At 61.3% G+C, this 13,669-nt stretch carries 11 protein-coding genes; 6 read left to right on the top strand and 5 right to left on the bottom strand.

The genetic code is table 11. The features are described 5' to 3' along the window. Positions 1-82: 82 nt before the first annotated feature. Positions 83-1,096 (top strand): MraY family glycosyltransferase, encoded by a 1,014-nt coding sequence (locus AB7828_RS01375; protein ID WP_439068184.1) that lies wholly within the window; start codon positions 83-85, stop codon positions 1,094-1,096. A 7-nt stretch (positions 1,097-1,103) separates the two neighbouring features. Here AB7828_RS01375 and AB7828_RS01370 read toward each other — a convergent pair whose 3' ends face one another. From AB7828_RS01370 to rfaD, 3 genes are read right to left on the bottom strand one after another with little or no spacing between them, the layout of a single operon-like run. Next, positions 1,104-3,014, bottom strand: coding sequence for an SDR family NAD(P)-dependent oxidoreductase (locus tag AB7828_RS01370; RefSeq protein WP_441229186.1), 1,911 nt, complete (start codon positions 3,012-3,014; stop codon positions 1,104-1,106). After that, a complete protein-coding gene (gene rfaE1 / locus AB7828_RS01365; RefSeq protein ID WP_441229185.1) occupies positions 3,011-4,480 on the bottom strand; it encodes a D-glycero-beta-D-manno-heptose-7-phosphate kinase in 1,470 nt (489 codons plus the stop codon). Before rfaE1 ends, AB7828_RS01370 begins: the two co-directional genes overlap by 4 nt. 22 nt (positions 4,481-4,502) lie before the next feature. Continuing rightward, positions 4,503-5,483 carry an ADP-glyceromanno-heptose 6-epimerase gene (rfaD, locus tag AB7828_RS01360; protein WP_441229184.1) on the bottom strand — a complete coding sequence of 327 codons (981 nt, stop codon included), beginning with the start codon at positions 5,481-5,483 and terminating at the stop codon, positions 4,503-4,505. A 191-nt stretch (positions 5,484-5,674) separates the two neighbouring features. Here rfaD and waaF point away from each other — a divergent pair, with 191 nt between their 5' ends. Continuing rightward, entirely contained in the window at positions 5,675-6,748 is a 1,074-nt protein-coding gene (gene waaF, locus AB7828_RS01355) for a lipopolysaccharide heptosyltransferase II (RefSeq protein ID WP_441229183.1), read from the top strand. Next, the gene (locus AB7828_RS01350; RefSeq protein ID WP_093761968.1) at positions 6,745-7,275 is read left to right on the top strand and encodes an HAD family hydrolase; all 531 of its coding nucleotides are present in this window, start codon (positions 6,745-6,747) and stop codon (positions 7,273-7,275) included. Before waaF ends, AB7828_RS01350 begins: the two co-directional genes overlap by 4 nt. On the opposite strand, the gene AB7828_RS01345 is transcribed toward AB7828_RS01350, so the two are convergent. Continuing rightward, entirely contained in the window at positions 7,257-8,315 is a 1,059-nt protein-coding gene (locus AB7828_RS01345; protein ID WP_441229182.1) for a glycosyltransferase, read from the bottom strand. The genes AB7828_RS01350 and AB7828_RS01345 overlap by 19 nt on opposite strands. 115 nt (positions 8,316-8,430) lie before the next feature. Here AB7828_RS01345 and galE point away from each other — a divergent pair, with 115 nt between their 5' ends. Further along, the gene (gene galE, locus AB7828_RS01340; protein WP_441229181.1) at positions 8,431-9,444 is read left to right on the top strand and encodes a UDP-glucose 4-epimerase GalE; all 1,014 of its coding nucleotides are present in this window, start codon (positions 8,431-8,433) and stop codon (positions 9,442-9,444) included. An 8-nt stretch (positions 9,445-9,452) separates the two neighbouring features. Here the strand turns inward: galE and AB7828_RS01335 are convergent, their stop codons facing one another. Continuing rightward, positions 9,453-10,376 carry an AraC family transcriptional regulator gene (locus AB7828_RS01335; protein WP_441229180.1) on the bottom strand — a complete coding sequence of 308 codons (924 nt, stop codon included), beginning with the start codon at positions 10,374-10,376 and terminating at the stop codon, positions 9,453-9,455. A gap of 386 nt (positions 10,377-10,762) precedes the next feature. On the opposite strand from AB7828_RS01335, the gene AB7828_RS01330 reads away from it, so the two are divergent. Continuing rightward, positions 10,763-11,572, top strand: a complete 810-nt coding sequence (locus AB7828_RS01330; RefSeq protein ID WP_441229179.1) for an outer membrane protein — start codon at positions 10,763-10,765, stop codon at positions 11,570-11,572. A 245-nt stretch (positions 11,573-11,817) separates the two neighbouring features. Beyond that, the gene (locus AB7828_RS01325; RefSeq protein ID WP_093761976.1) at positions 11,818-13,620 is read left to right on the top strand and encodes an ABC transporter ATP-binding protein; all 1,803 of its coding nucleotides are present in this window, start codon (positions 11,818-11,820) and stop codon (positions 13,618-13,620) included. Positions 13,621-13,669: the final 49 nt, after the last annotated feature.

Raw genomic sequence — 13,669 nt, 5'->3', positions numbered from 1 at the left:
TGCATAACTCAGAACTATTTGTCTCATTGCGACCCAAATCTTCCCCGCAACGCATGTCTTTCCTGCGATCAATGTCATCCCGATGTCGTCATTCGAATTGATTACAACCTTCGTCGCTCTGGTTGTAGCCGCCGTTCTGTCCGCGGTTTGCATCAACGCTATTCATCCGCTGCTCATCCGCTATGCAATGGCGCGACCGAATGCCCGATCGTCCCACAAAGTGCCGACGCCGCAAGGCGCCGGCATCGCGGTGATATCAGTCACACTGCTGGTGGCCGGGCTCTCCGTTGCAGTTCTTCCCGCCTCAGCGACACCGGCACTGTGGGTGCTGTTCGGTGCAACGATCCTGATCGCGACCATCGGCGCGATTGATGATCTGCGTCCGATTTCCGTGACGCCGCGACTGCTGCTGCAAGCCGTGAGTATCGCTGCGATCCTGTTTGCCCTGCCCCCGACACTGCAGATCACACCGGACCTGCCTCTCTGGATCGAACGCGGCTTGCTGCTGCTGGCCGCACTCTGGTTCGTCAATCTCGTGAATTTCATGGATGGGCTCGACTGGATCACAGTGGCCGAAGTGATTCCGATCACCGCAGCGCTGGTGCTGATCGGCTTCTCCGGGCAACTGCCGTTATCGACGGCGTTCATTGCCGCTGCGCTCTGCGGCGCCACACTCGGCTTCGCGCCGTTCAATCGGCCCGTTGCGAAGATGTTTCTGGGCGACGTCGGCAGCCTCCCCATCGGGCTGTTGCTGGCTTGGTGCTTCCTGCAACTCGCCTATGCGCACCATCTGGCTGCCGCCATCCTGCTGCCGCTGTATTACCTTGCCGATGCGACCATCACCCTGCTGCGGCGGTTGACAAAACGCGAACCGGTATGGCTGGCGCATCGCTCGCACTTCTATCAGCGCGCGACGGACAATGGCTTCACCGTGATCGAGGTGGTGCGAACGGTGTTCGTACTCAATATCGGGCTGGCGGCCCTGGCCGGGTTGTCGATCTATTTCCGCTCAGGCGTCGCCGACACAGCTCTGCTTGTCCTTGGCAGCGTCGCCGTCGCCACGGCATTGCGGGCATTCTCGACGCCGCGCCGCTGACGCAGACTCACTGTGCCGCCGCCCGATATTCCGGCACCGCATCCTTCAGCGTCGCCACAGCGACCTCGTGTTGATCCGCCTCAATGGCTTTCCGCAAGATCGCAAGCCAGCTGTTCAGCGTCTCCAACGGCAGTTCGTTCGGGCGGGCAGCGACGATGCCGGCAATACCGATCTCGCTGGTTGGCTCCTGCTCGGCGAACAATATCTCGTTGAGCCGCTCGCCCGGTCGGACACCGGTGAACACGATATCGATATCGTAGCCGGGCTGAAGACCGGACAGCCGGATCATGCGGTCGGCGAGATCGACGATCTTCACCGGTTGCCCCATGCTGAGCACATAGACCGATGCGTCGGCATGCTGCGCATTCATCGCATGGGTTGCAGCGGTGACGACTAGATCGCAGGCCTCGCGGATGGTCATGAAGTAGCGCACCATATCGGGATGCGTCACCGTCACCGGCCCACCGGCTTCGATCTGCGCCTTGAACTTCGGCACGACGGACCCATTCGACGCCAGAACATTACCGAACCGCACCGAGATTAGCCGCATGGGTGATTTGGCGTCACTGCCGCTGATGGCGTCGCCATCGAGCGCCTGGCAATACATCTCGGCAAAACGCTTGGTGAGGCCGAGCATCGACACCGGCTCGATTGCCTTGTCGGTCGAGATCATCACCATCGCATCAGCGCCCGATGCGAGCGCCGCATCGGCGACATTCACAGAACCGAAGATGTTGGTCTTGACACCCTCGCCCCAGTCACGCTCCAGGATCGGCACATGTTTCAGCGCGGCTGCGTGAAACACCGCATCCGGCTTGAAGGCGATCATCAGTTGATGAATGCGCTCGCGGTCCCTGACATCGGCGATGCGGCCCTCGATCGCTGCGCTGGTGACTTTGGCCGCCAGCTTTTCCATAGCCGCATGAAGCGCCGGCTCCGAATTCTCGATAATGAGCAGCCGTGCCGCGCCGAAGGTGATGACGCGGTCGCAGATCTCGTAGCCGATCGAGCCGCCACCGCCGGTCACGACGATCGCCTTGCCGCGCACGAAATTCTCCAGTCGGGCATAGTCGATCTTGACGCTCGGCCGCAGCAACAGATCCTCGACTGCCACCGGCGCCAATTGCGGCGTATCGCGGCTTTCCTCGAGCGACGGAATCCGGCTAACCGTCAGCCCGAGCTTGCGCGCACGCATCAATACCGACTCGGGCAACGCCTCTGCTTCAAACGCCGACGGCGTCATCACGATCCGTTCGATCGGGCGTTGCCGCGTGCTGAAGTCATCAACGACATTACCGAGATCATCGATGCCGCCCAGGACCGGCACACCTCGGATCGCCTGTCCGCGGTCGGACATCGCCGGCGACAAGATACCAACCGGCCACATGCGCTTGACGGCACCACTCTCAATGCCGCGCAAGAACACCTCGGCATCGGCCGCACGACCGATCAGCAGTGCCGGTGACGCATCCATCGCGCGCGCCTGATTGCGCGTACGTGTATAACGGAAATAGCGATAGGCCAGTCGCGATCCGCTCAGAAAGAAGATCTGGATGAACCAGTAGATAATGATCGTTGTCTTGCCGAGGAAGAACGTGCCGTACACGTTCGGCGCCAGGAAGATGTAGTCGAGCACCAGAAGTGCGCCCGTCAACACCGTGGATGTCTTGATGATATTCAGCAAATCGGGCAGCGAAATGAAGCGCCACTTCGTCGTCGTCAGATTGAACAGGTAACAGACGAAAAAGCTGAAGACGACGAAATACGGCAGGATCTTCAGGAGCAGCGGCAGCCGATCCCACAGATTTTCGCCATCGAAACGCAGCACGAAGCTGAGAACGACCGCGGCCGCCGTGACGATGGCGTCATGCGTCGCAATCAGCCAGTTACGGGCAGAAAACTGTGTGATGCGTGTCATGACTGTCCGCTGCGCGCGCGCTCGACCAGCGACGTCGTGCTGTGGCCTTGGAGGATATCGATCAGGATCACCTCTCCGCCGTTGGCGGCGACAACCTCATGGCCAACCACCTGCTCTCGCGTGTAATCGCCGCCTTTGACCAGCGTCGCCGGCGCGATCTGCGTAATCAGGTTCAGTGGGGTATCCTCTTCGAAAATCACGACCAGATCGACCGCCTCCAGCGCCGCAAGCACTTCTGCGCGAGCGCGTTCGTCCTGCACCGGGCGCCCCTCGCCCTTCAGACGCTTCACCGACGCGTCGCTGTTGAGGCCGACGATCAGGCGATCGCAAGTCGCGCGCGCAGCCGTCAGAACCTTTACATGACCGGGATGCAGGATATCGAAACAGCCATTGGTGAAACCGATCCGCAACTGCTGTTTGCGCCAGTCGGCCAGTTGCGCATTGAGCTCAGTCGATGCCACGATTTTCTCTTCAGCGGCCAGAAATGCATGCGGCAAAATCCGGCGACGCAGTTCGGACGGTGTGACCACCGCCGTCCCCTTCTTGCTGACAGCGACCGCTGCTGCGGCAGTTGCCGCGCGCAATGCCGCTTCCCAGTCAGCTCCGGCCGCGAGCGCTACAGCCAGCATCGCCGCCACCGTGTCGCCGGCACCCGAGACGTCGCGCACCTTGACCGGCAGCGCTGGCACATGGATGGGCTCGCCATCGCGCGGCACCAGCGTCATGCCATGCTCGCTCTGGGTCACCAGCATCGCGGCGCAGTCCGCCAGAATCATCGCTTCCTGCGCGGCGGTCGCGATGTTGATGTCGCTGTCTGCACGGCTACGCGTTGCCTCGGCGAATTCCTTGCGGTTCGGCGTCAGCAAGGTCGCGCCGCGATAAATCGCAAAATTTGCACTCTTGGGATCGACGATGACGCGCTTGCGGAGCTTCTTCGCCGCGTCGATGACGTTGCGGATCACCCGCGCGGTCAGCACGCCCTTGGCGTAGTCGGACAGCAGTACGATGTCGACACGCGCGAGTTGCGGCAAAATTGTATCGATCAATTGCTTCTCGATGGCGGCGGACGCGGGCGCAGCCAGTTCCCAGTCGGCGCGCAGCATATGCGTCGCGAAATGCTCGGACACGAAGCGCACCTTGCGCGTCGTCGGGCGCGATGAATCCGTGACCAGCAATGCTTCGATCAGAGGCTCCTGCGCGAGCGCATTCTTGAGCGTTGCACCGGCATCGTCCTCACCGACCAGACCGACAAAGATGCATTTCGCGCCGAGGGCTGCAATATTACGTGCGACATTGCCGGCGCCGCCAATATTGATCTCGCTGCGCTGGACCGCGATGACCGGCGCAGGCGCTTCCGGCGAAATCCGCGACACCTCGCCATAGACGAATTCGTCGATCATCAGATCGCCGACGCAGAGCACTGTCTGGTCGGCAATCGCGTGCGACAGGGCGTCGAAATCAAACATCACACCGGTACCTGTTGTGCCGTCAACGGAAGCGATCGGGCTGGTCGAGGAAGCCCCTCACATAATGCGAGACCGCATCTTCCAATGTTGTAAAACCGCCGTTGTAGCCGGCGCCGCGCAACCGATCGACTTCGCTCTGCGTGAAGTACTGATAGCTGCCGCGAATCTGCTCGGGCATGTCGATATAGTCGATGTTCGGCCTGGTGCCGAGTGCAGTGTAGGCAGCCAGCATCAGATCCTTGAAGCTGCGCGCGGTTCCCGTCCCGACATTGAAGATGCCGCTGACATTGGGTGACGCCAGCAGCCACATCATTACGCGGACGACGTCCTCGACATAGATGAAGTCGCGGCGCTGATCGCCATCGGCAATACCTTCGCGATGCGACTTGAACAGCTGGATGCCGCGGCCGGCCTTGATGTCGTCGAAGCGCCGCGCCAGCACGCTCATCATCGAGCCCTTGTGGTACTCGTTCGGCCCGAACACATTGAAGAACTTCAGGCCGGTCCATTGCGGCGGCATCTTCTCGCCCTTGGCGACGCGCTCGGCCACCGCGAGGTCGAACAGGTGCTTGCTCCAGCCGTAGAGATTCATCGGCCGCAGTTTTTTGAGTTCGGGAATGGTCTGCTCGTCGCGAAAACCGTGCGCACCATCGCCATAGGTCGAAGCGGACGATGCATAAATCAGCGGCGTCGCATTGGCCGTGCACCAGTCCAGCAGGCGCATCGAGAGGCGGAAATTCGTCTCGATCACAAGATCACCGTCGGTCGCGGTGGTTTCCGAAATCGCGCCGAGATGAATGACCGCATCGAGCTTGCGGCCCTTCAGCCAGTCCATCAGCTCGGCTGGCGGCACCACATCCGCAAGTTGCCGCTTGGCAAGATTACGCCATTTTCCATCATGACCGAGCACATCGCAGACGGCCACGTCCGCGCGGCCGGCGTCATTCAACGCGGCCACGACATTCGATCCGATAAAACCGGCTCCCCCGGTCACAAGCAGCATGAAGTCCCCGATCTCATGATTGACCCACCTTTGCCTCAACCCTGCCCCACAGGCAACTTGGGCGCAGGGATGTCATAAAGACCGTGGGGACATATTTGGAAGCAACCCAAATGGCTTTACCTGCCGGAACGGAGCGGGTACCGATTTGAGCCGGATGTTGCCTGCGGCAGAACAGCGAAGTCCTTGAAAGAATGAACGTAAATTCCCCATACCAGGGCGTGATGGTCGATCCGGACGATACCCGGCCGATCCTGATCGTGCCCTATATGTGGATCGGTGATTTCGTTCGGGGTCATACGGTCGTCCGGGTTCTGAAAGAGCGCTGGCCGAACCGGCCGGTCGATTTGCTGGTGACCAGACTGGTCGCCCCGCTGGTCGACTACATGCCGGGCGTGCGCGCAGGCATCGTCTGGGACCTGCCGCGCAGCCAGCTCGCGCTCGCCAAGCAATGGGAACTGGCGGCCACCCTGCGCGCTCGGAACTATGGCACCGCGCTGGTAATGCCGCGGACCTGGAAATCGGCCCTGGCACCCGCTCTGGCCGGCATCCCGGAGCGTATCGGCTTTGTTGGCGAGGCGCGCTTCGGCCTGATCAATCAGTGGCGCTGGGGCGAAAAGAAGCTGCCGCGCATGATCGACAAGAAATGCGCGCTGGCGCTGCCAGATGGTACGCCGCTGCCGCCGGAATGGCCGGTGCCCCAGTTCCGTGTACCCGCCGACGAGATCGCGCGCTGGCGGCAGGCCAATGGGCTGGGAACCGGTCCGGCGGTCGCGCTCGGTCCCGGCTCGGTCGGCTCCTCCAAGCGCTGGACCTGTTACGCCGAGGCGGCAAAACTGCTGGTCGAGCGCGGGCTGGACGTCTGGGTCATCGGCGGCCCTAGCGAGAAGGACCTCGCCAATGAGATCATTGCTGCCGCTGGTCCCCGCGCGCGCGATCTTACCACCAACGACCTGCGCAATGGCGTGATCGGCATGGCCGCCGCCAATGTCGCCGTGGCCAATGATTCCGGCCTGATGCATATCGCGGCGGCTGTCGGCACGCCGACCGTCGGCATTTTCGGACCGACCAGCCCACAGCTTTGGGGACCGCTCAATCCGCTGGCGGCAACCGTGCAGACCAAGACCATCGTTCCGTGCCAGCCGTGTCACAGACCGGTCTGCACCATGAACAACCATGCCTGCATGCGGGACATTCCGGCCGACGATGTCGCCGAGATTATCCAGAGCGTGATGGCCGAGGCGTCCAACAGAAGCGCGCAGATATGACGACCACGCAAGCAAAGCCCGCAGCGTTTCTCGATCGCGACGGCGTCATCAATTACGACGACGGCTATATGGGCACATCCGATCGCATCCGCTGGATGCCGAACGCGGCCAAGGCTATTCGCCGGCTCAATGATGCCGGTTACTTCGTCTTCCTGTTTTCTAACCAGTCCGGCGTCGCACGCGGTTATTTCACCGAAGACGAACTCAATACGCTGTTTAAGTGGATGCGCTCCGAACTCGCCGCACAAGGCGCCCGCATCGATGACGTCCGCTATTGCCCGCATCATCCGGCCGGATCAGTTGCTGGCTATCTGGAAGATCATCACTGGCGCAAGCCGAGCCCGGGCATGATCCTCGATCTGATGCAGCACTGGCCTGTGCAACGCAAAGGCAGTTTTGCCATCGGCGACCGCGATTCGGATATCGAAGCGGCCAAGGCTGCGCACCTGCCCGGCTTCCTGTTTGCAGGCGGAGACTTGGACGCGTTCGTTGCGGATATCCTGCAGGGTCAGAGCAGCCTGCGATAAACCTCAGCGATTCCTCGCGCTTCCGCATCGAGGCTGAATTTGTCGAGCACACGCTGGCGCGCATGTGTGCCCATGGTTGCAGCGGCATCGGGATTGCGCATCAGCGGCTCCAATGCCAGCGTGAGTGCCACTGCATCGCCGGTTGGCACGAGCTTGCCGGTCACGCCCTCCTCGACCACGATCTCCGCGGCGCCCGCACGCGTTGCGACCAACGCGGCTCCCGCCGACATCGCCTCGATCAGCGTCAGACCGAAGCCTTCATTGCGCGAAGTGAAAGCGTAGATCGTCAGGCGTTGATACCATCGCTCGACGTCTTCGATCGGCAACTCGCCGGTGATGACGATGCGCGACTGCAGACCGGCATCGGCGATCTTCTTCTTGAGCTCATTGGCGAAGCCGATCTGATCCGGCGTGATCGCGCCGACGATAACCGCCGTGAAATCCGGATAGCGCGGCAACAACTCGCACATCGCCTCGACAAACAGATCGGTGCCCTTCTGCGCGCGCACGCGGCCGAAGCAGCCGATTGCATAGCGCCCCGGTAGCTTCGCCTCGGCAAACGCCGCTCGGCGATCGATGGGCGGCGCGTAGCGGTCGGTATCCACACCATGCGTCACCACCGTCGCAGACCGTTTCAGATACGACGCGGAGATCTCGCTGGTGGCGATGATGGCGTCCATCCTGCCGATCAGCCAGCGCGTGATCCACGTATGATGGCGCTGCGCAGCCGAGGTAAAGAGCAGTTTCAGCGGCCACCCGAGCGCCTTGAGCAGAACGCCGGCAATCATCTCGTTGTTGCGCCGCGCGTGCCAGATCACCGGCTTGCGGCGCAGCCACAATTTCATGAGATCGCCGATGTCCATGCGCGCAATGCCGGCGGGCGCGTCGGATCCGAGCCAAGCCGCGTCGAACATGTCTGCGAGTTTCGGCGCCACCATGCGATTGGTCGCCGTCACACCGGAGTAGCGCCAGTGCAGATTCGTGACGATCAGCTGCAATTTATCGGCCGTTTTGCCCGCAATCGGCACAGGTGACTCCATTTCGCCCGATTTCCTATACGCAACATTAAGCATAGTGGCCAGTTGCCGGCCGTCGAAACCCACTCTTCATCCCGGGCGCGATAGCGTTCCCAAAACGGGAGAGTGAGTAAATCCAATGACCGTCCTTGTCACCGGCGGCGCCGGTTATATCGGAAGTCACATGGTCCATGCGCTGGTGGAAGCCGGCGAGAGCGTAGTCGTGATCGACAATTTGTCGACGGGCTTCTCAACATATCTCCCCGAGGGCGTTCCGCTGTTTATCGGCGATGTCGCTGACGAAAATCTTGTCGAGGGCGTGATCGCCGCCCATGGCATCGATGCCATCATCCATTTTGCAGGCTCTGTCGTCGTCCCGGAATCGATGCGCGACCCGCTCAGCTATTACCGCAACAACACGATGACGACACGCAACCTGCTCAGCGCAGCGGTGAAATGCGGCGTCAAGCGCTTCATTTTCTCGTCGACTGCTGCCGTTTACGGCAATCCCGATTTCACGCCAGTGGCAGAAGATGCCCCAACGCGTCCGCTATCACCTTACGGGTCATCGAAGCTGATGACCGAGATCATGCTGCACGACATCGCCCCGGCCTATGGCATGGAATTCGTCGTGCTGCGTTACTTCAACGTTGCCGGTGCCGATCCGCAGGGCCGCACTGGTCTGGCCACCATGGGCGCGACGCATCTCCTCAAGATCGCCGTCGAGGCCGCCACCGGCCAGCGCAGCAAGATCGACGTGTTCGGGACCGATTACCCGACGCCCGACGGAAGCTGCATCCGCGACTTCATCCATGTGAGCGATCTTGTGCAGGCCCACCGCGCCGCGCTGAGCTACCTGCGCGAAGGCGGAGCATCGACCACCCTGAATTGCGGCTATGGCCGCGGCTATTCGGTGCTGGAAACCATCGAGGCCGTGCGACACGCATCGGGCCGAAACTTCGCGGTTCAATACGCTCCGCGCCGCGACGGCGATATCATGACCATGATCGCCGATACGTCCCGGATCCGCGCCACGCTGAACTGGACACCGCAATACGACGATCTTGAAACGATCGCCCGGCACGCACTGGCCTGGGAAGAAAAGCTAGCCCGAGAGCGCTATGGGATCGAATTGATAGCGAAGTCGGCCTAAGCATCCGATCAGCGCCGGCACTGCGTCGGCGTCTCTCCGAAACGCCGTCGAAACCGCTGATTGAAGTATGAGATCTCGTTGAAGCCACTGGCCAGCGCGATCTCACTGATCTTCAGCCGATCGCCCTGCTCGCTCGTCAGCAAACGCATTGCATGTTGCAGACGGCACTCCAGAAGGCGTTCGGTGAAACTCGAGCCGGTATCTTGCAGAAGATCCTGGAGATAGCGCGGCGACAAATCCAACCGACGCGCGACCTGCCCCACTGAAAAATCCGGATCGGCGAAATGGCGGTCGATCTCAGCAATAATCTCCTGCGTCCGTGACGCGCGCAGACCGCGCATCGAAGCGAGTTGCGCGGCGTCACCGCGCGCGCCAAGCGCTAGCGCAGTCAGATCCAGGAGGGTCGTGCTGATATGGCTGTCGAGCTCCGCATCATGCGGATCGCGCAGGAGATCGACAGAGATTTCGATGTAGCGCCGCAAATGGGCCACGACTGCGCGCCGTTCGTCGAGCGGCTGGATAAGGAGATCGTCGACATTGCCAATGAGGGGCAACAGGCGCTCCCTACTGACAGTCAGCGTCGTCGACGAAAAATTCGCATCCGACCGCAAATCGGCCGGACGTCCGTTTGTACCAATAAATGCGCGGTCAGACGACAAGGCCGTCTCGCGCCCCACCTGATCGACAACCAGCGTCCCCTCGCCTCGATGAAACATCAAACAGAAATCATCGTCGGGTCCGCGCGAGATTGCCGTTCTGGATCGCCGGATTCGACTGAACGTGCCGCCGAACCGCGTGACCCGCACCTTCGAATAATCTGCCCAGTGCACGAAGGCCGAGAATGGCCGATCTTCAGCACGTGTGATGTCCACGCAGCAGGTGAGCGCTTCCATATTTTCGCACCACAGCGCGAATTTCTGGTGATCCAGCAATTCCGGATCAAATCCATCTGAGACGAAACTAGCCTGATGCATACGTCCAACTCATTTCCGGCGGATAGTGTAGCAACACAAAACAAACTCATCACGAAAAATATCGGCAGAGCGATGTTCTGCCACCGTATTTGTACAGTGCGCTTATGTGCTGTTGCGACAACGCCACATCGACGCGAAGTTTAGTGGCAGTGCGCGAGAACTAAAATCTGCTACGCGCGTGAACAAGACCTCTCCGCCGGCCCTGTCATTGTGCACGGGGAAGCCGCGAGTCCCGGCATCATTCGCAGATGCCTTGGCCCGACGACACTTCTCACATGCGATCGCTGATGACGGCGATGCATCGAAAATCACTTGCCGAGAGCAAGAAACTGAGGGGCCTAATCATGAAGAGAGTATTCGCTGGCGCAGCACTGTTTATCGGTGCAGCCGTTCCTGCCATTGCGGCCGACATGCCCTATCCGGTGAAGGCGCCCGTCGCGCCCATCCAGGTGTTCTCCTGGACCGGCTTCTATGTCGGCGCCAATGTTGGTTTCGGCGGCGACAAGTTCGACTATCCGTTTCAGGCTACACAGCGGCAGTTGCAGGCCGAGGCAGCCGCGCTCGTTGCCAACACCAACGGCAATTTCAGCCTGACCTCGAGCGGTTTCTTCGGTGGTGGACAGGCTGGCTACAACTATCAATACAACGGCGGCTTCGTTGTCGGCATCGAGACCGACTTCCAGTGGTCCGGCATCAAGGGCCGCTTCGAGGGCAATCAGACGCTGAACAATAACGGCGTGACCACGTCCGCGGCATTCGGCACCGGCTCCGAAGTCGAATGGTTCGGCACGATTCGCGGACGGCTCGGCTATGCATGGGACCGCGTGTTCCTGTACGGCACCGGCGGCGGCGCCTATGGCCGGGTCAACACCAACGGGAACTTTACTCTGACCGGCCCGAATGGTGTACTCGGCCAGATTGCGGCGGTGTCGGCCGGCCAGACACAGTGGGGCTGGACCGCCGGCGCGGGCCTCGAATACGCGTTCACCCCGCAGTGGTCATTCAAGACCGAGTATCTCTATGTGGATCTTGGCCGGAGCACGCTGTTCTCCACTGCCGTCAACGACGTCGCCAATGGCTTCTCCTCCAACTCCAGCATCGCGGTCGATACCACGTTCCACACCATGAAAGCAGGCGTAAATTACCGGTTCTGATCGGGTTGCATCCTGCCGACCGGAAGCACGGCGCGTGCCGGTCACGTGCCGTGCTTTCGAGCGATTCTGGGACAAAATCGGCCCGCCCCCCACAGCGGACGTCGCTGGGCCAATGGGTTAACAAAGTCTTGGCAAGCCCGATTTTGGCTTGAAAAACCGCGATTTAACGGGCAATCAGGCGGCTGTTTCGCAAGCTGACCGGGCGCCCTGGCAAATCCCTGCCCGGCGCCGTCGCTGGACCGCGGATGGCCAAGATTACTCGCAAAGTCACTGACGATCCTTACGGCGCTTGGGCGCTGATCCGCCGCTTGGTCGCCGAACAGGCGGTCACCTATTGGCGGCGCTACCTCCTGGCTTTCCTGCTGATGGCCGTCTCCGCCGCCACCACCGCGGGCGCCGCCTATATGCTCGGCGAGGTCATCAACCAGGCCTATGTGGACAAGAGCATCGAGCGGATTGCACTGTTCTCGGGCTTCGTGGTGGTGATCTTCCTGATCAAGGGCGCCTCAACCTACGGCCACACCGTCATTCTCTCGAAGATCTCCAACGCCATCGTTGCCAACAATCAGCGCCGGCTTTTTGCCAAGCTGATGAACGAGAGCATCGGCTTCTTCTCGGAGCGGCATTCGTCGGAATTCCTACAGCGGCTCACCGCCGGCGCCAATTCGGTGACCCAGGTGCTCAGCCTGCTGATCAACGCCGTCGGCCGTGATCTCTTGTCACTGATCGCGCTGGTCGGCGTAATGGTGATGCAGGACCCCTATATGGCGCTGTTCGGCTTCCTGGTGGCGCCGCCTGCGATGTTGGTGCTGCGCAAGCTGGTCCGCCGCATCAAGGGGCTCGCCCGCAACCAGTTCACCGGCACCACCGAGATTCTGGAAGTGATGCAGGAATCGCTGCAGGGCATCCGCACGGTGAAGGCCTTCACGCTCGAACAGACCATGCAGCAACGCATGGAAGCGAGCATCACGGCCGTCGAGCAGAACGCCAACAAGATGGCGCGTGTTTCCAGCCGCTCCAGCCCACTGATGGAAACCCTCGGCGGCTTCGCCATCGCGGCGTCGCTGATGTATGGCGGCTATCGCGTGGTGGCGATGGGCGCGACACCCGGGCAATTCTTTTCCTTCGTCACCGCCTTCCTGCTGGCCTATGAGCCGGCGAAGCGGCTGGCGCGGCTGAACATCGATCTCAACAGTCAGATCATTGGCGCGCATACACTGCTGGAAATCGTCGACAGCCCGGCTTCCGAGCCGAATGACGACCACAAGCCGGCGCTTAAGCTGACCGATGCGCGCGTCGAATTGCATGACGTGACGTTCCGCTATCGCCCCAACGAGGTCGTGCTCAACCGCATGAGCTTCGTCGCCGAGCCCGGCAAGGTGACCGCACTGGTCGGCCCGTCCGGGGGCGGTAAGTCCACCGTGCTCGCGCTGCTGCTGCGACTCTACGAAGTCAGCGAAGGCGATATCACCATCGACGGCCAGTCGATCGGCCAGGTTTCGCGGCGCTCGCTGCGCGGCCAGACCGCCTATGTCGGACAGGACGTCTATCTGTTCCGCGGCACCATCCGCGAGAACATCGCCTTCGGCAAACCGGGAGCTACGGAAGACGAGATCGTCGCGGCAGCCAAAGCCGCCTGCGCCCATGATTTCATCATGGGCTTCCCGCTCGGATACGAGACGCCGGTCGGCGAGCATGGCGCACAACTCTCCGGCGGCCAGCGCCAACGCATCGCTATTGCGCGCGCGCTGGTGAAGAACGCACCGGTCATCCTGCTGGACGAAGCTACCGCAGCACTGGATTCCGAATCCGAAAAATCGGTGCAGGAAGCCATCGAGCATCTCTGCCAGAATCGCACCACGATCGTCATTGCGCACCGCCTGCACACCATCATGCACGCCGACGCCATTCTTGTGGTCGAGGGCGGCGAGATCGTCGAGCGCGGCCGCCACGACGACCTGCTGCGCCGTGGCGGACGCTACGCGTCGTTCTTCCGCTTGCAACATCGTGATGCTTCGCCGCTGGCACCGCTTCATGCGTCGGCGTAAGACTTGCTTTTGTTTTCTGCCGCGCAAGCGCGGCATCCGTTTTTGATCC

Source organism: Tardiphaga sp. 215_C5_N2_1 (assembly GCF_052076055.1).
GTDB classification, from domain to species: Bacteria; Pseudomonadota; Alphaproteobacteria; order Rhizobiales; family Xanthobacteraceae; genus Tardiphaga; species Tardiphaga robiniae.
Note: the sequence above shows the minus strand (reverse complement) of the source record. Positions and strands in the feature narration are given on the sequence as shown.

Coding starts and splice junctions, on each gene's coding strand:
- AB7828_RS01375 (WP_439068184.1), top strand. CDS start 83: ATGTCGTCATTCGAATTGATTACAACCTTCGTCGCTCTGGTTGTAGCC.
- AB7828_RS01370 (WP_441229186.1), bottom strand. CDS start 3,014: ATGACACGCATCACACAGTTTTCTGCCCGTAACTGGCTGATTGCGACG.
- rfaE1 (WP_441229185.1), bottom strand. CDS start 4,480: ATGTTTGATTTCGACGCCCTGTCGCACGCGATTGCCGACCAGACAGTG.
- rfaD (WP_441229184.1), bottom strand. CDS start 5,483: ATGCTGCTTGTGACCGGGGGAGCCGGTTTTATCGGATCGAATGTCGTG.
- waaF (WP_441229183.1), top strand. CDS start 5,675: ATGAACGTAAATTCCCCATACCAGGGCGTGATGGTCGATCCGGACGAT.
- AB7828_RS01350 (WP_093761968.1), top strand. CDS start 6,745: ATGACGACCACGCAAGCAAAGCCCGCAGCGTTTCTCGATCGCGACGGC.
- AB7828_RS01345 (WP_441229182.1), bottom strand. CDS start 8,315: ATGGAGTCACCTGTGCCGATTGCGGGCAAAACGGCCGATAAATTGCAG.
- galE (WP_441229181.1), top strand. CDS start 8,431: ATGACCGTCCTTGTCACCGGCGGCGCCGGTTATATCGGAAGTCACATG.
- AB7828_RS01330 (WP_441229179.1), top strand. CDS start 10,763: ATGAAGAGAGTATTCGCTGGCGCAGCACTGTTTATCGGTGCAGCCGTT.
- AB7828_RS01325 (WP_093761976.1), top strand. CDS start 11,818: ATGGCCAAGATTACTCGCAAAGTCACTGACGATCCTTACGGCGCTTGG.